This is a genomic window from Bradyrhizobium sp. USDA 4541, from assembly GCF_024171085.1.
Classification (GTDB): Bacteria; Pseudomonadota; Alphaproteobacteria; order Rhizobiales; family Xanthobacteraceae; genus Bradyrhizobium; species Bradyrhizobium australafricanum.
This window is the reverse complement of record NZ_JALJZF010000001.1, coordinates 1,448,961-1,468,689: the sequence shown is the minus strand read 5'-3', so window position 1 is coordinate 1,468,689 and position 19,729 is coordinate 1,448,961. Positions and strand designations below refer to the sequence as shown.

Here is a 19,729-nt window from a genome sequence, read left to right as displayed (position 1 = left end):
GTAACTCAGCACCTTCGAGATATCTCCGCTTCATGCCTCCTTCAAGATTTGCAGTACCTGCCGAAGTCCCCGGTCTCGCGGCTCGCCGCATCGCGGCCGACATCCTCGATGGCGTGCTGCACAAGCACCGCACGCTCGACGACCAGCTCGACGGCGCCGGCGCGCATCCCGGCCTGAAATCGCTCGCCGATCGCGACCGTGCGCTGATGCGCCGGCTGGTGTCGACCATCTTGCGCAAGCTCGGCACGCTCGGCCATCTGCTGTCGCGCCTGCTCGATCGCGGCATCCCGACCGATGCGCCGCGCGCGCAGAGCGCGCTCCTGATCGGCGCGGCACAGATTCTCTGGATGGACGTGCCCGACCATGCCGCGGTCGATCTCTCGGTGCGGCTGGTGCAGTCCGACCGGCGCGCCGCGAAATATGCCGGGCTCGTCAACGCCGTGCTGCGCCGCTGCGCGCGCGAGGGCCAGGGCCTGATCGACGAGATCAGCATGCAGACCCTGGACCTGCCGCCATGGATGCTGGCGCGCTGGAACGCGCATTACGGCGAAGCTACCGCGCGCGACATGGCGCTTGCGCTCGGCCACGAGCCGTCGCTCGATCTGACGGTGAAGTCGGACGCGGCGCAATGGGCGGCCCGCCTGCACGGCGAGACGCTGCCGACGGGAACCGTGCGCACGCTGCTGCAGGGTTCCGTCACGATGCTGCCCGGCTTTGCCGAAGGACAGTGGTGGGTGCAGGACGCCGCCGCCGCGCTGCCGGTGCGGCTGTTCGGCGACATCAAGGACAAGGCGGTCGCGGATCTCTGCGCCGCGCCCGGCGGCAAGACCGCCCAGCTCGCGCTGGCCGGCGCGCACGTCACCGCGGTCGACCGCTCGCCGGCGCGCGTGGCGCGGCTGCGCGACAATCTCACGCGTCTGGCCTTGCAGGCCGAGACCGTCGTTGCCGACGCCGCCGAATGGCCCGCCAAGGCCGCAAGCTTCGACGGTATCCTGGTCGATGCGCCCTGCAGCTCGACGGGAACCATCCGCCGCCACCCCGACGTCGCCTGGCTGCGGCAGGAAGGCGACATCGCCGCGCTGTCGGCGCTGCAGAAGCGGCTGCTGCAAAAAGCCGCCAATCTGCTGAAGCCCGGCGGCACGCTGGTCTACTGCACCTGCTCGCTGGAGCCGGAGGAAGGCGAGCACGCGATCGCCGCGCTGCTGGCGAGCGAATCAGGCCTGCGCCGTGCGCCGGTCGAGACAAGCGAGGTCGCCGGCCTCGACGACATCATCGCCGCCGACGGCGATCTGCGCACTTTGCCGAGCCATTTGCCCAATGCCGACCCGCGGCTCGGCGGGCTGGATGGATTTTACGCGGCCCGGCTGGTTAAATCCTGATTTTAAACTTCAGTCCTCTAAGCTCGAAGTGATTCGTGCGGTATCAAGAGGGTGCCTTGGCAGGTTTCTTGGCAGATGTCTTGGCCGCGTTTCCGGACTAAATAAGGATTCGTTGAAAATTCCCTCCCCGCAAGGTTAGGCGTGTCGGTCGCTCAAAGCAGACGCATCTCGACGCTGATTGCTGGCCGCTTTGCCCGCAGCATGCTCGCACGCGCCAGCGGGAGCACGGTTGCGCTGTCGCGGCTCTGGCCCGGCCGCACCGACCGGCTGGTCATCGCCCCGCACGATCTGCGGACCGCCGACGCCACCCGCGCGGCCGAGATCTATGCCGGACGATTCGTCTTCGCCGGCAAGATCGTCACCTGCCACGGCCGCTCGATCTTCGATCTCGAGCCACCGTCGGAGGATTGGGAAGCCGCCCTGCTCGGCTTTGGCTGGCTGCGCCACCTGCGCGCCGCCGACACCGCGCTGACCCGCGCCAACGCCCGTTCGCTGGTCGACGACTGGATCTCCAACCAGGCCCGCAAGCGGCCGCTGGAGCGCCGCGCCGATGTGCGCGCGCGGCGGGTGATCTCGCTGCTGTCGCAGGCACCGCTGGTGCTCGGCGACACCGACGGAAAATTCTACCGCAAATATCTGCGCGGGCTGGCGCGCGAGATCCGCTATCTGCGCCACGCGACGCTCGACAATGACGGCGTTCCGCGCCTGCAGGTGCTGATCGCGCTGTGCTACGCCTCGCTCTGTCTCGCCAACCAGGCGCGCAACATCAAATCGGCGACGCGCAAGCTGTCCGACGAATTGCAGCGCCAGATCCTGCCCGATGGCGGCCACATCTCGCGCAATCCCGGCGCGCTGGTCGAGCTGCTCAGCGATCTCCTGCCGCTGCGGCAGACCTTTGCCGCACGGAATATCGCGCCGCCGCCGGCGCTGCTCAACGCGATCGACCGCATGATGCCGATGCTGCGCTTCTTCCGGCACGGCGACGGCAGCTTCGCGCTGTTCAACGGCATGAGCACCGCGCCGTCCGATCTCGTCGCGACGCTGCTCGCCTATGACGACACCCGCGGCGTGCCGATGGCGAGCATGCCGCATACCGGCTTTCAGCGGCTTGATGCCGGCAACACCGCCTTGATCATCGATACCGGCCCGCCGCCGCCGGCCAGCGTCAGCCAGGACGCGCATGCCGGCTGCCTGTCGTTCGAGCTCTCCTCCGGGGTGAGCCGCATTGTCGTCAATTGCGGCATGCCAAGCACAGGCCGCGACAATTGGCGGCCGTTCGCGCGCTCCACCGCGGCGCATTCGACGCTGACCTATCGCGACGCCTCGTCATGCCAGTTCGTCGAGCTGTCGGCGATGAAGCGGCTGCTCCGCGGCGCGCCCATCACCAGCGGTCCGAGCAATGTCGAGAGCTACCGCGAAGCCGTTCCCGACGGCGACGTGCTCACCGCCTCGCATGACGGCTATCTCTCGCGCTTCGGCGTGATCCACCGCCGTGTGCTGATGGTCTCGCAGGACGGCACGCGGCTGGAGGGCGAAGATTTGCTGTCGCCGGCGCCGGGCGGCCGCATCAAGGGCAGCGAGGCCGATTTCGCGCTGCGCTTCCATTTGCATCCCTCGGTGAAGGCGAGCCGGCTGTCGGATGCCCGCGGCGTGATGCTGGTGCTGCCCAACCGCGACGTCTGGACCTTCGAGGCGATGGACGACAAGGTCGATCTCGAGGACAGCGTGTTCCTGGCCGGCAATGACGGCCCGCGCCGCACCTCCCAGATCGTGATCCGGCAGGACGCGAGGCAGGCCGGCACCATCCGCTGGAGCTTCGTGCGCTCCTCGACCTCGGCCTCCGCCACCACCGCACGCCGCAACGCCCGCCGCGAGCCGGAACTGCCGCTGTAGGACGGGTGAGTCCTCCGACCCGTCATCCTGAGGAGCCGCGAAGCGGCGTCTCGAAGGATGCACGGCCCCGCCGGTGGCCGTCGACCCTTCGAGACGCGCTGCGCGCTCCTCAGCGTGACGGAGAAAGAATACCGGACCACCCTCAATTTGCGGGGAATCAGGCGCATGTACCGGTTTCGTACGGCACAAAACCATGCTACCCGGCTGCCTTAACAGCCAGGGATTTTCCGATATGACCGAGCAGCTTCGCCGCGTGACCCGCGCTCTGTTGTCCGTTTCCGACAAGACCGGACTGATCGATTTCGCCAAGGCGCTGGCCGACCATGGCGTCGAGCTGGTCTCGACCGGCGGCACCGCCAAGGCGATCGCGGCGGCCGGGCTGAAGGTCAAGGACGTCTCCGAGCTCACCGGTTTTCCGGAGATGATGGATGGCCGGGTCAAGACGCTGCACCCGAAGGTGCATGGCGGCCTGCTCGCGATCCGCGACAACAAGGAACACACCGCGGCGATGGCTTCGCACGGCATCGCGCCGATCGACCTCTTGGTCGTCAACCTCTATCCGTTCGAGGCCACCGTCGACAAAGGCGCCGGCTTCGAGGAGTGCATCGAGAACATCGACATCGGCGGTCCCGCGATGATCCGCGCCGCGGCCAAGAACCATGACGACGTCGCCGTGGTGGTCGAGGCGAACGACTATTCTGCCGTGCTCGACGAGCTCGCCGCGCACAAGGGCGCAACCTCGCTTCAGTTGCGCCGCCGGCTCGCCGCCAAGGCCTATGCGCGCACGGCGGCCTATGACGCCGCGATCTCGAACTGGTTTGCCGTACAGCTCGACACCAAGGCGCCGGACTTCCGCGCCTTTGGCGGCAAGCTGATCCAGTCGCTGCGCTATGGCGAGAACCCGCACCAGACCGCGGCGTTCTATGCCACGCCGGAGAAGCGGCCGGGCGTCGCGACCGCGCGCCAGCTGCAGGGCAAGGAACTGTCCTACAACAACATCAACGACACCGACGCGGCCTATGAATGCGTCGGCGAGTTCGACCCGCAGCGCACCGCGGCCTGCGTCATCGTCAAGCACGCCAATCCCTGCGGCGTCGCCGAGGGCCCCGATCTCGCCACCGCCTATGCCCGCGCGCTCACCTGCGACTCCACCTCGGCCTATGGCGGCATCATCGCGGTCAATCGCACGCTCGATGCGGATGCCGCGCGCGCCATCATCGGCATCTTCACCGAGGTGATCATCGCGCCCGACGCAACCGAGGAGGCGATCTCGATCATCGCCGGCCGGCGCAATCTGCGCCTGCTGCTCGCCGGCGGCCTGCCGAACGCGCGCGCGGTCGGCCTCACCGCCAAGACCGTCGCCAGCGGCCTCTTGGTGCAGAGCCGCGACAATGCCGTGGTCGAGGACATGAACCTGAAGGTCGCGACCAAGCGTGCGCCGACCGACGCCGAGCTGCGCGATCTCAAATTCGCGTTCCGCGTCGCCAAGCACGTCAAGTCGAACACCATCATCTACGCCAAGGACCTCGCGACCGTCGGCATCGGCGCCGGCCAGATGAGCCGGGTCGATTCGGCACGGATCGCCGCGCGCAAGGCGCTGGACGCGGCCGCCGAGCTGAAGCTCGCCGGGCCCCTGACCAAGGGTTCGGTGGTCGCCTCCGACGCCTTCTTCCCGTTCGCCGACGGCATGCTCGCCTGCATCGAGGCCGGCGCCACCGCGGTGATCCAGCCCGGCGGCTCGATGCGCGACGACGAGGTGATCAAGGCCGCCGACGAGCACGGCATCGCCATGGTGTTCACCGGCGTGCGGCATTTCCGGCACTAGAGCAACCTGTCGTCCCTGCGAAAGTGTTCGGTCCCGTGTGATTGGCGAGGGCCTGGATTGGCGCCAGGTAGCCGAGGCATTTGAGGCGGGTCCGATTGTAGTCGTGGACGAACTTGGCGATGAAGGTGTCGCGGTCGGCGTGGTTGACAAAGGTACGGCGCGCGCTGCCCCGTTTGTGTTCGCGGCCAATGGCTTCGGCGATGCGCCGGTTGAAACGTTCGACGAGTCCGTTGGTCTGCGGATGGTAGGGCTTGGTCAGGCGATGCTGGATGGCGCACTGTCGGCAGAGTTGATCAAAGGGGTGGTCGCCGGAAGGCTTCCCGGACGGCTTGTTCTTCTTGTCGACGGCGAAGCGGTCGGTGAACTCGGCACCGTTGTCGGTGAGGATAGTGTGAACCTGGTGCGGAAAATCAGCCAGGAAGCGCTTAAGGAAACCGGTCGCGGTCGCTCCGTCCCGCCTGGAATGGACCTCGACAAAGACGTAGCGGGTGGCTCGGTCGATGGCGACAAAGGCATAGCTGGTGCGGCGCTGCAGTGCCGGCAGATACTTCACGTCGATATGGATGAAGCCGATACTGGCATTCTCGAAGACGCCGGCTTTGGGCTTGTCAGGCTTGGCAAGCCGGCTGATGCCGTTGCGCTGCAGGCAGCGGTGAATAGCACTACGGGACAGCTTGGCGTTGATGCATCGCCGCATCACCTCAACGATGTCGTCCAGCGGCAATTGGAGCGATGTCCGTAGTTCACAAACGGCCCTTTCTTCAACCGCGGAGAGGCTGGTCGTGAGGTTCTTCGGCCGGTGCGAGCGGTCTTCGACCGTCGTGCGGCTGCGCCAGCGATAAATCGTGGTCTCGCTGACCCCCAGTTCGGCCGCCAACTGAGCGACCGACTTCCGGCTGCGCTGGATGTAGGCACGTGTCTTCGGCGTCGTCGTGGCGTTCGCGTGCAAGCTCAGTTCCATGACACGAGGCGCTCCCTAACAAAGGCCACGCCTCGTTCTACACCGATTCCATCCAACCAATCTGCAGGGACCAAACACGAAAGCAGGGACCCATAACCACAAGCGTGTCTTGTTGGAACGAGCTGAGGCTCCAGCGCCGCGCAACACGAGCAGCGGTGGTTATGGGTCCCGGCTCGCGCTTCGCTTGGCCGGGACGACAGTGTTTATTATTCCCGCACCTTCGCCAATAGCGCCAGTCCCGCGACGAAGAACGCCACCAGCACCGCCATGCCGGCCTTCTGGCTCGCGGTCGCCGCGGTGATCGCGCCGATCAGGAGCGGGCCGATGAACGACGTCACCTTGCCGGTAAGCGCGAACAAGCCAAAATACTGCGCGATGCGATCCTTCGGCGCGAGGCGGATCAGGAGCGAGCGCGAGGCGGCCTGCAGCGGCGCACCGGTGGCGCCGATCAGGCAGCCCAGCACGATGTAGGCGCGCTCGGCGGCGCCCGCGAACAACGGACCGCCAGGCACCGGCGGCACGACCTGGATGAACAGGACGGAATCCTTGTTCACGGTGAGGATCACGACGATCGCAAGCAGCAGGATCAGCAGGCTGGCGGTGATCACGCGCTTCGGTCCGAATGCATCATCGAGCTTGCCACCGATCCAGCCGCCGAACGTGCCGGCCACCGCGAGGATGATGCCGAAGGTACCGATCCGGATCGTGTCCCAGCCGAACGTGCCTGCGGCATAGATGCCGCCGAACGCAAACAGCGAGACCAGCCCGTCGGTGTAGATCATGTTCGCCAGCAGGAAGCGCGCCAGTGACGTCTGCTTCGGCAGGCTCGACAACGATTGCCTGAGCTCGCGCAGGCCTTCGCCGAGCGCCGCGCGCATCGGGCGCTTCGTCGGATAGTCCGGCGTGAACAGGAACATCGGCGTCACGAAGATGATGAACCACAACCCGGTCAGCGGACCGGTGATGCGGTCGCCTTCATGCATGGCGGGATCGAGACCGAACAGCGGCGTGAAGCCGAACAGCGTGCGGCCGGTCTCGGCATTGGCGGCAAGAAAGCCGAGCACGAGAACAAGACTCAGGATGCCCCCGGCATAGCCGGTGGCCCAGCCGGTGCCCGACAGTCGCCCGATCCTGTCGGGCGGCACCAGGGTCGGCATCATGGCATTGTTGAACACGGTCGCGAACTCGACGCCGACGCTCGCAATCGCATAGGCGAGCAGCAGCGCCGGGATGATGTCGGGATTGCCGGGCTTGCCGATCCACATCGCGCTGGCGCCGATCACGAGCAGCGCGCCGAAGCCCGCGATCCACGGCTTGCGCCGGCCGCTGGCATCGGCGATCGCACCCAGCACCGGGGACAGCAGCGCGATCGCAAGTCCGGCCGCCGCGGTGGCAAAGCCCCACAGCGCCTGGCCGCTCGCGGCATCAGGCGCGACGAAGCTCGCGAAATAAGGCGCGAACACAAAGGTCGTGATCAGCGTGAAATATGGCTGCGCAGCCCAATCGAAGAAGATCCAGCTGATGACGGCAGCGCGGCCAGGATAAACCTTGGTGGTGGCCTTCGCGTCACCGGCGCCCGTCTGCATTGTTGCCGTCATCGCGAAAGATATTCCCCAACTCGAACCACAGGCAGGCTTTTGCCGCTCCAATCCGCTCCCATATAGCATGGGCCGGTTTGACCGATACGGCGATGAACAGGGCAGGACATTTCGATGGCGCTGACGGCAACGATGTCGCGACGGCTGTTTGCCGCTCTCCTGGTGATTGGTATCGCGACGCCTGCCCTCGGCCAGGTCCAGCGCCGCTTCTATGAACCTTCGGCCGCGGACACGATTCGCAGCATTCACGCCGAAAACGGCATGGTGGTGGCGCAGGAGAAGCTGGCTGCGCAAGTTGGCGCCGACATCCTGCGACAGGGCGGCAACGCGGTCGACGCCGCGGTCGCCACCGGCTTCGCGATGGCGGTGACCTATCCGCGCGCCGGCAATATCGGCGGCGGCGGTTTCATGGTGATCCATCTCGCCGGGCGCAATGAGGATGTCGCGATCGACTATCGCGAGACTGCGCCGCAGGCCGCTACCCGCGACATGTTCCTGAACGCCGACGGCAAGCCCGATTCCGACAAGTCGCGCAACTCCGCGCTCGCGATCGGCGTGCCCGGTACGGTCGCGGGTCTCGCGCTCGCACTGGAGAAATACGGCTCCGGCAAGTTCACGCTGGCGCAGATCCTCAAGCCCGCGATCGATCTCGCGCGTGACGGATTCATCGTCACCGACGACACATCGGACACGCTGAACGACATGTATCGCCGCATGTCGCGCTGGCCGAATTCGGCCAAAACATTCTCGCACGCCGACGGCACGCCGCTGCGCGAGGGCGACCGCCTGATCCAGGGCGATCTCGCCGGCGTATTGACTGATATTGCCGAACAGGGCCCGCGCGGCTTCTACGAAGGTCCGGTTGCCGAGAAGCTTGTCAGCGGCATCAAGAATGCCGGCGGCATCTTTACGCTCGAGGATCTGAAATCCTACCAGCCGGTGATCCGCACGCCGATCCGCGGCAGCTATCGCGGCTACGACATCGTCTCGATGCCGCAGCCCTCCTCCGGCGGCGTCGTGCTGCTGGAGATCCTCAACATCCTCGAAGGCTTTCCGATGTCCGACATGAAGCAGGGCTCGGCCGCCTCGCTGCATGTGATGATCGAGGCGATGCAGCGGGCCTATGCCGATCGCGCGCGCTATCTCGGCGATCCCGCCTTCGTTGACGCGCCGACGCAATTGCTGATCGACAAGGACTATGCCGCCAAACAGCGCGCCACCATCGATCTTGCCCGCGCCGCGCCCTGGACCGATGTGCGCAACGCCAAGCAGCCTCACGAAGGCGACAACACCACGCATTACTCTGTCGTCGATGCCGGCGGCAACGCCGTCAGCAACACCTATACGCTGAACTTCCCGTACGGCGTCGGCCTCGTCGCCGACGGCACCGGCGTGCTGCTCAACAACGAGCTCGACGATTTCACCGCAGCGCCCGGCGCCTCCAACGCCTTCGGCCTGGTCGGCTTCGAGGCCAATCTGCCGGGACCCGGCAAGCGTCCGCTGTCGTCGATGTCGCCGACCATCGTGCTGAAGGACGGCAAGCCGGTGCTGGTGACGGGCTCGCCCGGCGGCAGCCGCATCATCTCCGCCGTGACGCAGATCATCGTCGACGTGATCGACTACAAGATGGACATCGCGGCCGCGGTCGCCGCGCCCCGCATGCACCATCAATGGCTGCCCGACGAGGTCCGGATCGAGCGCGGCTTTCCCGACGGGGTGCTGACCGAGCTGAAGGCCAAGGGCCACAAGCTGGTCGAGCCGCTCGGCTACTCCTCCGCGAACTCGATCCTCGTCACGACCAACGGTCTGCTCGGCGCGCCGGATCCGCGCACGCGCGGCTCGGAGGCCGCGGGGTACTAAAGGATGATCCGCACCTAAGGCGTGCAAACGCGGCTTTGCCCCGCCTGCAACATCGCGATAGATTGGCAGTCCGCGCACCTCCGGCCGCGGATCGCAAACAGCCGGTGAAAGATTTCTCCGGGGAACGCGCATGAGCACGGCCGAATCCAAACCGATGGAAGTTGCAGAGATTGAGGACACCAGCCTCCTCGCCTTCTATCGCGACATGAACCTGCAGGAGCGGCGCACGTTCTGGGCCTGCGCGTCGGGCTGGACGCTCGACGGCATGGATTTCATGATCTATCCGCTGGTGATCGGCACCATCATCACGCTGTGGAAGGTTGACCCCGGCACCGCCGGCCTCGCGGGCACCGTAACGCTGCTGGCCTCCGCCGTCGGCGGCTGGCTCGGCGGCTATCTGTCCGACCGGATCGGCCGGGTGAAGACGCTGCAGCTCACCATCATCTGGTTCTCGTTCTTCTCGCTGGTCTGCGCATTGGTGCAGAATTTCGATCAGCTCTTGATCGCCCGCGCGCTGCTCGGGCTCGGCTTCGGCGGTGAATGGGCCGCCGGCGCGGTGCTGATCGGCGAGGCGATCCGGCCGCAGTATCGCGGACGTGCGGTCGGCTCGGTGCAGTCGGGCTGGGCGGTCGGCTGGGGCCTCGCGGTGCTGGCGCAGGCGATCCTGTTCTCGGTGCTGCCGGCGGAGAACGCCTGGCGCTGGATGTTCGTGATCGGCGCACTGCCGGCGCTGCTCGTGTTCTACCTGCGCCGCTACGTCACCGAGCCGGAAATCTCCGCCGCGACCATGGCGCAGGCGCAGGCCTCTGGCAGCGGCCCCGCCGCGTTGTGGGAGATCTTCCACGGACCGATCCTGAAGACCACGCTGCTGGCCTCCCTGGTCGGCACCGGCATGCAGGGCGGCTATTACGCCATCACCTTCTGGGTACCGCGCTTCCTCACCACCGAGCGCAAGCTCTCGGTGGTCGGCTCGACCGGCTATCTCGCGACGCTGATCATCGGCTCCTTCATCGGGTATCTCGTCGGCGCCTGGCTCGCCGACCGGATTGGCCGGCGCAACCTGTTCCTGATCTTCTCGATCGGCGCGATCGCAGTGGTGCTGCTCTACACCCAGCTGCCGCTGTCCAACGAGGTGCTGTGGGTGCTGGGCTTCCCGCTCGGCTTCTTTGCCTCGGGCTATTTCTCCGGCATGGGCGCGTTCCTGACCGAACTGTATCCGACCCGGCTGCGTGGCTCCGGCCAGGGCTTCTGCTACAATTTCGGCCGCGGCATCGGCGCGCTGTTCCCGTTCCTGGTCGGCGCGCTGTCGACCACGACCACGCTCGCCAACGCGATCGCGATCTTCGCGGTGGCGGCCTACGGCGTGTTCTTCATTGCCGCCTACGCGCTGCCGGAAACCCGCGGCCGCGTGCTGCATGCGGATGGCTGAAATTGAGCACTGACCTGTCAACTTGCGCCGCTTCGCCTCTCCCCCTGTGGGAGAGGCCGGATTGCATCGACAGATGCAATCCGGGTGAGGGGTTGCGGTCTCTCCATGCAGTATACCGTGTGGAGAGATACCCCTCACCCCAGCCCTCTCCCACAAGGGGAGAGGGAGCCATCGTCTCGTGCGTCCCTCACAGGAGGCTCTCATGACGTCGCTCAAAGGCAAGACGCTGTTCATCTCGGGCGCGAGCCGCGGCATCGGGCTGGCGATCGCGCTGCGCGCCGCGCGTGACGGCGCCAATGTCGCGATCGCGGCGAAGACCGCCGAGCCGCATCCGAAGCTGAAGGGCACGATCTACACCGCCGCCGACGAGGTCCGCGCCGCCGGCGGCAAGGCGCTGCCGGTGCTCTGCGACATCAGGGACGAGGCGCAGGTGATGGCGGCGATCGAGCAGACCGTCGCCGAGTTCGGCGGCATCGACGTCTGCGTCAACAATGCCAGCGCCATCAGCCTGACCAATTCGCAGGCGACCGACATGAAGCGGTTCGACCTGATGATGGGGATTAACACCCGCGGCACCTTCATGGTGTCGAAATACTGCATCCCGCACCTGAAGAAGGCGGAGAATCCGCACATCCTGATGCTGTCGCCGCCGCTCGACATGAAGACGAAATGGTTCGAGCACTCGACCGCCTATACGATGGCGAAGTTCGGCATGAGCATGTGCGTGCTCGGGCTCGCGGGCGAATTGAAATCGGCCGGCATTGCCGTCAACGCGCTGTGGCCGCGCACCACGATCGCGACCGCCGCGGTCGGCAATCTGCTCGGCGGCGACGCCATGATGCGCGCGAGCCGCACCCCCGAGATCATGGGCGATGCGGCCTACGCGATCATCACCCGGCCGTCGCGCGAATTCACCGGGCATTTCTGCATCGACGACAAGGTGCTCTATGCCAATGGCGTCCGCGACTTCGAGCGCTACCGCGTCGATCCCTCGGTGCCGCTGATGTCGGACTTCTTCGTGCCCGACGACGACGTGCCGCCGCCCGGCGTCACCGTGCAGCCGCTGCCGTCACACTAGGCTACACCGCGAACGCATTCAGCTCCGCGCGCCAATGCTGCACGCGCTCCTTCAGCAGCGTGTCGCGCACATAGGCGAGCTCCTCGTCCTCGATCCGCTCCAGCGTTTCGAGCGAGAGATTGTCCGCGCCATGCCCCGACCAGGCGCGCTGCAGCTCGGCGTTGCGATGACTGCCCATCCGCAGCGTGAACCAGATGCGGTTCTCGATCTTGTCGAGGTCGAGCGCCTGCCCGACCCAAACCTCGCCGGTCGCGCGGCAACGGATCGCGAACACGCCGGCGACGCTCGCGCGCTTCTTGTAGTCGGCGATGGCTTGCTTGCGGTCCTCGGTCTTCATGGTGACTCCTGTCGTTCTGTCGGGCTATTTATATCCGGGTATTATTGACAAAGCAATTATGCCCGGGTAAAAAATGCCATCAACCTTCGATGGGACACCGACATGGACACCGCCGCCTGCTATCTCGAGCCGACCTGGAACGCCGGGCGCGACTTTGCCCAGCGCGAGATCGCGGGCGAGCTGGTGATGCTCAATTTGTTGCGCTTCCGCGTGATCGCCGACTATTCGCAAAGCCCGGAGCTCGCCCCGCCGCAGCCGATCACGGGGGCGGAGGCCTACGACTGCTATGTCGCGCACACGCTGCCGCATCTGCGCAAGAGCGGCGGCGACATCCTGTTCATGGGTGAGGGCGGCTCGTTCCTGATCGGGCCTGAAGGCGAGCGCTGGGATCGCGCGATGCTGATCCGGCAGAAGAGCCGTGGCGCGTTCCTCGCCTTCGCGGTGGCGGAGGCCTACCTCGCCGGCATCGGCCATCGCACCGCGGCGCTGGCCGATTCGCGGCTGCTGCCGCTGGTCGAGCTGCCGCGATGAGCGCGAATTTACCGGCCGACCTGGTACGGCCCGCCCTTCTCCAGCGCCCGCGCATAGGCCGGGCGGGCGTGAATACGCTCCAGGAACGCGACACACTTGGGATGGCCGTCCTCGAGCCCGCCGCGCGCCGCGGCGGCCTCGAGCGGAAAGCTCATCTGGATGTCGGCGCCGGAAAACTCGCTGCCGGCGAACCATTCGCTCTTGCCGAGCTCGCCTTCCCAATAGGCCATGTGCTGCTTGAGCTGCGGATTGACCAGCGTGGACAGCGCCGTGTTGGATACCTTGCGCACCAAGGGCCGCAGCAGCGCCGGCGCGCGCTTCGGCATCAGCGTGAACAGGAGCTTCAGCAGCAGCGGCGTCATCGCCGAACCCTCGGCGTAGTGCAGCCAATAGGTGTAGCGCAGCCGCTCCGGCGTATCGGCCGGCGGGATGAGGCGCCCGTTGCCGTAGGTCGCGATGATGTATTCGAGGATCGCGCCGGATTCCGCGATCGTGTGGCCGTTGTCGGTGACGACGGGCGACTTGCCGAGCGGATGGATCGCACGCAGCTCCTTCGGCGCCCGCATGTCGGGCTGCCGCTGGTAGCGCACGATCTCGTAGGGCACACCCAATTCCTCGAGCAGCCACAGTACGCGCTGCGAGCGGGAATTGTTGAGGTGATGAACCGTCAGCATGGGCTCCTCTGAAAGATCAGCGCAATCGGGCGACGTTTGGTGCCAGCGGGAAACCAGAAAGTCGAGATCCACGCGCTGCGATTGCCAAGAATTATCCGGGCAGTATGTCGCGCAATCTGAGAGGTCTACCATGAATCCTGCCTATGTCGCGTTCGAAGGCGAGCACCGCATCGGGGCCGGCGACCTCCCGGAGGTTGCGCGCGCCGCCAAGCAACACCTCGACCAACGCAAGGACGCCGCGATCCTGGTGTTCAACGGCCGCACCTCGGCGCTGGTCGATATCGATTTCCGCGGCTCGGTCGACGACGTGCTGGCGCGGCTGCCGCAGCCCGCACCTGCGCGCGACGAGGAGCCGACGCCGACCGCGCCGCGCGGCCCGGGACGTCCGAAGCTTGGCGTCGTCGCGCGCGAGATCACGCTGTTGCCACGGCATTGGGACTGGCTCGCGCAGCAGAAGGGCGGTGCATCGGTTGCGATCCGCAAGCTGGTCGACGAGGCGCGCCGCGCGAGCGGCGACAAGGATCGCACGCGCAGCGCGCAGGACGCCGCCTATCGCTTCATGACTGTCATGGCCGGCAACCGGCCGAACTATGAAGATGCGATCCGCGCGCTGTTCGCCCACGACCGGCGCCGCTTTGCGACGCTGATCGCGGACTGGCCGGCCGACATCCGCGATCACGCGATCCGGCTCGCCTATAGCGATCAAGCGGACTGACTGGTTTCGAGTGACATGGATGGCGGCCCGGCCTGCCGGCGATTCGGTTCTGATCGAACTGAACCGCAGCCCCTGGTCCGCCGCCGTCCCTGACGTCGCAATTTTTGGAAGTTGAACGTGTCCAACCCTCCCTCCCTGCGCAAAGCCTTCCTCGCCTTCCTCGCGCCGATGCTGCTCAGCAACGTGCTGCAGTCGCTGTTCGGCACCATCAACGGCGTCTATCTCGGCCAGATGATCGGCGTCGACGCGCTCGCCGCCGTCTCGGTGTTCTTTCCGGTGATGTTCTTCTTCATTTCCTTCGTGATCGGCCTGAGCGCCGGCGCCTCGGTCATGATCGGCCAGGCCTGGGGCGCCGGCGAGCCCGACCGGGTGAAAGCGGTCGCCGGCACCACCATGACCGTGACGCTGCTGCTCGCGCTGGCGATCGCGATATCAGGCGGCCTGTTCGCCCGCCCGCTCTTGATCGCGCTCGCGACGCCATCCGACGTCCTCGACGCCGCGGCGGCTTATGCGCGGATCATGATGATCACGATGCCCATCACCTTCGCATTCCTGCTGCTGACGGCGATGATGCGCGGCGTCGGCGACACCGTGACGCCGCTGGTCGCGCTGACGGTCTCGACCGCCATCGGCCTGGTGGTGACACCGGCGCTGATCCGCGGCTGGCTCGGCCTGCCGATGCTCGGCGTCGCCAGCGCTGCGGTTGCCTCCGCGGTCTCGGGCGTGGTCACGCTGCTGTGGCTGCATGTCCATATGCTGCGGCACCGCCATGCGCTGGCCTTCGACGCCGCGTTCCTGCGCGCGATGCGGCCGAACGGCGCGCTGCTGCGCATCGTGCTGCGGCTCGGCATTCCGACCGCGATCGGCATGGTGGTGGTCTCGCTCGCCGAACTGGTGCTGCTCGGCCTCGTCAACGGCTTCGGCTCGGACGCCACCGCGGCCTATGGCGCGGTCAACCAGGTGATCGGCTATGTGCAGTTTCCGGCGATCTCGATCGCGATATCGGTGTCGATCTTCGGCGCGCAGGCGATCGGCCGCGGCGATTCCGCCCGGGTCGGCGCCATCGTCCGGACCGGGATCGAGATGAATCTCGCGCTGACCGGCGGGCTGGTCGTGCTCGGCTATCTCTTCGCGCGGCCGCTGATGGGCTTCTTCATCGTCGACAATGCCGTGCTCGGGCTGGCGCAGCAGCTGTTGTACATCGTGCTGTGGAGCATGGTGCTGTTCGGCATGGCGACGGTGTTCTCGGGCGCGATGCGCGCCGGCGGCACGGTGTGGATGCCGCTGTTGCTCTCGACGCTGGCGATCGCGGTGGTCGAGGTGCCGGTCGCGATCCTGCTCAGCCGCTCCATCGGAGTCAGCGGCATCTGGATCGCCTATCCCGTCACCTTCGCAACCATGTTCGTGCTGCAGATGGCCTATTACGCCCTGGTATGGCGCAAGCAGACCATCAAGCGGCTGATTTGACATCGCGCGCCGCGGCTCACATGATGACTATCATATTCTACAGATGGCGCCTGCGACAGCAGGTCCATGCTAAATAAGCCCAAACTAGACAGGCCGAGGGAGAGACCGCCGTGAGCCAAAATCCGCAATTCCTGTTCGATTTCGGCAGCCCCAACGCTTTCCTCAGCCATGAAGCAATCCCGGCAATCGAAAAGCGCACCGGCGTCAAGTTCGAATATGTCCCGATCCTGCTCGGCGGCATCTTCAAGGCCACCAACAACAAGTCGCCGGCCGAGACGCTGGCGGGCGTCAGGAACAAGCCGGAGTTTCAGAAGATCGAGACCGAACGCTTTCTCAAGCGCTTCAACGTCAAGCCCTACACCTGGAACCCGTTTTTCCCGGTCAATACGCTGAACCTGATGCGCGCGGCGGTCGCCGCCCAGTTTGAGGGCGTGTTCGAGAAGTATATCGAGGCCGCCTTCCACCACATGTGGGTCGAGCCCAAGAAGATGGACGATCCTGAGGTCGCCGGTAAAGCCATCGCCTCCTCCGGCCTTGACGCCGCGAAACTGTTCGCCCGCGCACAGGACGCGGACGTGAAGGCCAAGCTGATCGAATATACCTCATCCGCCGTCGAGCGCGGCGCGTTCGGCTCGCCGACCTTTTTCGTCGGCAACGAGATCTTCTTCGGCAAGGAGCAGCTGCGCGAAGTCGAGGAAATGGTATCGGGAAAGTGAGATGAGCGAATGGCCAATAGCGAGTAGCGAATAATCGAACAGTATCCTTATCTATTCGCTACTCCCTATTCGCTCGCCTCCTCGGGCAACAACAAAGAAGGACAAATTCCCATGCGCGTTCTCGTGGTCGGCGCCGGTGCGATCGGCGGTTATTTCGGTGGCCGGATGCTTCAGGCCGGCCGCGACGTCACTTTCCTGGTGCGCCCTCGCCGCGCTTCCGAGCTCGCCTCCGCCGGGCTCGTGATCAAGAGCCCGAACGGCGATGTCACGCTGAACAACCCGCCGACCGTGCAGGCCGACAAGCTGTCGGACAAGTTCGACGTCGTGCTGTTGAGCTGCAAGGCGTTCGATCTCGAGGATGCGATCAAGTCCTTTGCGCCCGCCGTCGGTAACAAGACCGCGATCATCCCGCTGCTCAACGGCATGCTGCATCTCGATGCGCTCGACAAGACGTTCGGCGCTCAGCATGTGCTCGGGGGTCTGTGCGCGATCGCGGCGACGCTGAACGAGAAACGCGAGGTGGTGCAGCTGCAGCCGATGCAGTCGCTCGGCTTCGGCGAGCGCGCCGGCGGCCTGTCTGACCGGGTGCGCGCGATCGCTGAAACTTTCTCGGCGATCAACGGCGCCAACGCCAGCGAGCATGTGATGCAGGACATGTGGGAGAAGTGGGTGTTCCTGGCCTCGCTCGCCGCCTCCACCAGCCTGATGCGGACCTCGGTCGGCAACATCCTGGCCGCGCCCGGCGGCAAGGATTTCCTGCTCGGCATCCTCGACGAATGCAGCGCGATCGCCGCCGACGCCGGCCATGGCCCGGGCGGACCGTTCTTCCAGCGCACCCGCGGGCTCCTGACCACCGAGGGCTCGCCGATGACCGCATCGATGTTCCGCGACATCAAGGCGGGGCTGCCGGTCGAGGCCGATCACGTGATCGGCGACCTGATCGTGCGCGCCGACGCCGCCAAGATCCCGGTGCCGAAGCTGCGCACGGCCTACACGCATCTCAAGGCGTATGAGAAGCAGCGGGCTGGATGATCTTGTAGCCCGGATGGAGCGGAACGAAATCCGGGAATCATCTCGCGGCAGATAGAGCGCCCCGGATTGCGCTGCGCTCCATCCGGGCTACGCACATTTTTCGTACCTACAAATGCGCCAGATAATGCGCGAGCGCGGTGATCTCTTCGTCGCTCAGCGGATAGGCAACATCGGCCATGGCGGCCTGGGCGCCGCCGGAGCGCTGGCCCGACTTGTAATCGTGCAGCGCCTTGACGAGATATTCCTCGCGCTGGCCGGCGATGCGGGCCACCGCCTTGGTACCGGCAAACGTATCGCCATGGCATGAGGCGCAGCGGCGGCCGGCGGCGGCCTGCTTGCCCTTTTCGGACAGGTCCGGATTGTCGTCCTTGCCGCCCTTGAACGGCGTCAGCGACGCGAAATAGGCGCCGAGATTGCGGATGTCGTCGTTGTTGAGCTGCTCGACGATCGGCTGCATCTGCTCGTTCTTGCGCGCGCCGGCGCGGAAGAACACCAGCTGCCATTGAACGTACTGGTCGAGCTGGCCGGCGAGCGAGGGAATGTTCTCGGTCTGCGAGATGCCGTTGTCGCCGTGGCAAGCGGCGCAGATTTCGGCCTTCGCCTTGCCGGCGGCGACATCGGCGGCATTGGCGGACGACGCAACTGCGATCACCGCCGCGAACAGGATTGCAAAGGACGTAACACGCATTGCCAGTTTTCTCCACGGGTCATTGCCGGGCCTGGCCCGGCAATCCATCTGGCTTGCAGAAGGGTTGTTGTTTGGATGGATGCCCGGATCAAGTCCGGGCATGACGAGTCTGTTCCGTCGTTGGGCTTGCGAACCACGTAAACGGGGCTGCGGCTGCCTGATCGGCCACCGCAGCCCCGCATTGTTTCAACCGTTACTTCTTGCTGTAGCTGATGCGATAGATCGCACCGGCCCAGTCGTCGGCGACGAGAATCGAGCCATCCTTGTCGAGCAGGATGTCGGCGGGACGGCCGAGATAGCCCTGGTCACCCTCGATCCAGCCGTCGGCGAAGATCTCCTGCTTGGCGTTCTTGCCGTCAGGGCTCGCGGTGATCTTCACGATGCGGCCGCCCTGATACTTATGCCGGTTCCAGGAGCCGTGCTCGGCGATCAGGATGCTGTTCTTGTACTCGGCCGGGAATTGGCTGCCGGTATAGAACTTCATGCCGAGCGGCGCGACGTGCGCACCGAGATTGTACACCGGCGGAGTGAACTCCGAGCACTTGTGACCCATCGCGAACTTGGTGTCCGGCAGGTTGCCCTGGTGGCAATAGGGATAGCCGAAGTGCTCGCCGATCTTCGAGATCATGTTGAGCTTGTCGCTCGGCAGATCGTCGCTGATCCAGTCGCGGGCATTCTCGGTGAACCAGTACTTGCCGGTGCGCGGATCGACGTCGCCGCCGACCGAGTTGCGCACGCCGAGCGCCCAGATTTCCGCGTTGCCGGTCTTCGGATCGACGCGGCGGATCTGCGACACCGAGGTCGGCGGAATGCCGATGTTGAAGGGCGGTCCGAACGGAATGTAGAACCAGCCTTCCTTGTCGACGGCGATGTATTTCCAGCCATGCGCCGCGTAGGACGGCATGTCGTCATACACCACCTTGCCGCTGCCGAGATTGTCGAGATTGGCTTCGGCGTTGTCGTACTTGATCAGCTTGTCGACCGCGATGACGTAGAGCGCGCCGTCGCGGAAGGCGAGGCCGGTCGGCATGTTGAGGCCCTTGAGAATGGTCTTGACCTCTTTCTTGCCGTTGTTGTCCTTGATCGCATAGACGTTGCCGAGCCCGAACGAGCCGACGAACAGCGTGCTCTTGTCACCCCAGGCCATCTGCCGCGCGGCGAGCACGTTCGAGGCATAGACCTCGATCTTGAAGCCCGGCGGCAGCTTGATCTTCTTCATCATCGTCGCGAGCTCGGAATCCGACGCGCCGGTCGGCGGACCGGACGGCGGGGCAAGGCCCTTCTGCGCTTCGGTCTCGTCGCCGAGGAACCAGTCGTCCGGCGGATGGGTCCAGAATTCCTTGGTGCCCGATTCGTACTTCTTCAGCGCACGATTCTTGTCTGTCTGTTGCTGCGCACTGGCGAAGGTCGTCCCCGCCAGCAGCACGATCGCCGCGAACGCAAGTATTGATCGATTGAAAGCGGATTTCATCGCGTCACTCCCCTACGCAAGCCGTTGCAGCTTGCCTGTTATTGATTTTGAACGCCCTGAGAGATGATGGTGGCG

General features: G+C 65.6%; 17 protein-coding genes. 11 read left to right on the top strand and 6 right to left on the bottom strand.

The window, feature by feature from the left end:
• Positions 1-32 precede the first annotated feature (32 nt).
• The 3 genes from J2R80_RS06935 (at position 33) to purH (ending at position 5,097) form a co-directional block, all read left to right on the top strand.
• Positions 33-1,379 (top strand): RsmB/NOP family class I SAM-dependent RNA methyltransferase, encoded by a 1,347-nt coding sequence (locus tag J2R80_RS06935; protein ID WP_253638253.1) that lies wholly within the window; start codon positions 33-35, stop codon positions 1,377-1,379.
• 141 nt (positions 1,380-1,520) lie between these two features.
• Positions 1,521-3,272, top strand: coding sequence for a heparinase II/III family protein (locus J2R80_RS06930; protein ID WP_253638252.1), 1,752 nt, complete (start codon positions 1,521-1,523; stop codon positions 3,270-3,272).
• Between the two features lie 232 nt (positions 3,273-3,504).
• Positions 3,505-5,097, top strand: a complete 1,593-nt coding sequence (gene purH, locus J2R80_RS06925; RefSeq protein ID WP_253638251.1) for a bifunctional phosphoribosylaminoimidazolecarboxamide formyltransferase/IMP cyclohydrolase — start codon at positions 3,505-3,507, stop codon at positions 5,095-5,097.
• On the opposite strand, the gene J2R80_RS06920 is transcribed toward purH, so the two are convergent.
• Both J2R80_RS06920 and J2R80_RS06915 read right to left on the bottom strand, forming a co-directional pair.
• On the bottom strand, positions 5,069-6,058 hold the full coding sequence (locus tag J2R80_RS06920; RefSeq protein ID WP_253638250.1) for an IS481 family transposase: 990 nt from the start codon (positions 6,056-6,058) through the stop codon (positions 5,069-5,071). The genes purH and J2R80_RS06920 overlap by 29 nt on opposite strands.
• Before the next feature lie 206 nt (positions 6,059-6,264).
• Complete coding sequence (locus J2R80_RS06915; RefSeq protein WP_253638249.1) at positions 6,265-7,644, bottom strand: MFS transporter; 1,380 nt, start codon at positions 7,642-7,644, stop codon at positions 6,265-6,267.
• Between the two features lie 126 nt (positions 7,645-7,770).
• On the opposite strand from J2R80_RS06915, the gene ggt reads away from it, so the two are divergent.
• The 3 genes from ggt to J2R80_RS06900 all read left to right on the top strand — a co-directional run bounded on the left by ggt (position 7,771) and on the right by J2R80_RS06900 (position 12,023).
• Positions 7,771-9,516 carry a gamma-glutamyltransferase gene (ggt, locus tag J2R80_RS06910; protein WP_253638248.1) on the top strand — a complete coding sequence of 582 codons (1,746 nt, stop codon included), beginning with the start codon at positions 7,771-7,773 and terminating at the stop codon, positions 9,514-9,516.
• A 130-nt stretch (positions 9,517-9,646) separates the two neighbouring features.
• Positions 9,647-10,945 carry an MFS transporter gene (locus J2R80_RS06905; protein ID WP_229193113.1) on the top strand — a complete coding sequence of 433 codons (1,299 nt, stop codon included), beginning with the start codon at positions 9,647-9,649 and terminating at the stop codon, positions 10,943-10,945.
• 202 nt (positions 10,946-11,147) lie between these two features.
• A complete protein-coding gene (locus J2R80_RS06900; protein WP_076833615.1) occupies positions 11,148-12,023 on the top strand; it encodes an NAD(P)-dependent oxidoreductase in 876 nt (291 codons plus the stop codon).
• Between the two features lies 1 nt (position 12,024).
• On the opposite strand, the gene J2R80_RS06895 is transcribed toward J2R80_RS06900, so the two are convergent.
• A complete protein-coding gene (locus J2R80_RS06895) occupies positions 12,025-12,360 on the bottom strand; it encodes a GIY-YIG nuclease family protein (protein ID WP_057021339.1) in 336 nt (111 codons plus the stop codon).
• A gap of 102 nt (positions 12,361-12,462) precedes the next feature.
• Here J2R80_RS06895 and J2R80_RS06890 point away from each other — a divergent pair, with 102 nt between their 5' ends.
• Positions 12,463-12,891, top strand: coding sequence for a DUF1330 domain-containing protein (locus J2R80_RS06890; protein WP_253638247.1), 429 nt, complete (start codon positions 12,463-12,465; stop codon positions 12,889-12,891).
• An 8-nt stretch (positions 12,892-12,899) separates the two neighbouring features.
• On the opposite strand, the gene J2R80_RS06885 is transcribed toward J2R80_RS06890, so the two are convergent.
• The gene (locus J2R80_RS06885) at positions 12,900-13,565 is read right to left on the bottom strand and encodes a glutathione S-transferase family protein (protein WP_076833619.1); all 666 of its coding nucleotides are present in this window, start codon (positions 13,563-13,565) and stop codon (positions 12,900-12,902) included.
• A gap of 130 nt (positions 13,566-13,695) precedes the next feature.
• Between J2R80_RS06885 and J2R80_RS06880 the strand changes: the two genes are divergently transcribed.
• The 4 genes from J2R80_RS06880 (at position 13,696) to panE (ending at position 17,495) form a co-directional block, all read left to right on the top strand.
• The gene (locus tag J2R80_RS06880) at positions 13,696-14,280 is read left to right on the top strand and encodes a DUF2239 family protein (protein ID WP_057021341.1); all 585 of its coding nucleotides are present in this window, start codon (positions 13,696-13,698) and stop codon (positions 14,278-14,280) included.
• A 117-nt stretch (positions 14,281-14,397) separates the two neighbouring features.
• The gene (locus tag J2R80_RS06875; protein WP_375162559.1) at positions 14,398-15,747 is read left to right on the top strand and encodes an MATE family efflux transporter; all 1,350 of its coding nucleotides are present in this window, start codon (positions 14,398-14,400) and stop codon (positions 15,745-15,747) included.
• Positions 15,748-15,857: 110 nt separating this feature from the next.
• Positions 15,858-16,463 (top strand): 2-hydroxychromene-2-carboxylate isomerase, encoded by a 606-nt coding sequence (locus tag J2R80_RS06870; RefSeq protein WP_057021342.1) that lies wholly within the window; start codon positions 15,858-15,860, stop codon positions 16,461-16,463.
• A gap of 111 nt (positions 16,464-16,574) precedes the next feature.
• On the top strand, positions 16,575-17,495 hold the full coding sequence (gene panE / locus J2R80_RS06865) for a 2-dehydropantoate 2-reductase (protein ID WP_168856116.1): 921 nt from the start codon (positions 16,575-16,577) through the stop codon (positions 17,493-17,495).
• Between the two features lie 106 nt (positions 17,496-17,601).
• Here the strand turns inward: panE and J2R80_RS06860 are convergent, their stop codons facing one another.
• Both J2R80_RS06860 and J2R80_RS06855 read right to left on the bottom strand, forming a co-directional pair.
• The gene (locus J2R80_RS06860) at positions 17,602-18,183 is read right to left on the bottom strand and encodes a cytochrome c (RefSeq protein ID WP_253625235.1); all 582 of its coding nucleotides are present in this window, start codon (positions 18,181-18,183) and stop codon (positions 17,602-17,604) included.
• 193 nt (positions 18,184-18,376) lie between these two features.
• Positions 18,377-19,654 (bottom strand): sorbosone dehydrogenase family protein, encoded by a 1,278-nt coding sequence (locus tag J2R80_RS06855; RefSeq protein ID WP_253638246.1) that lies wholly within the window; start codon positions 19,652-19,654, stop codon positions 18,377-18,379.
• Positions 19,655-19,729: the final 75 nt, after the last annotated feature.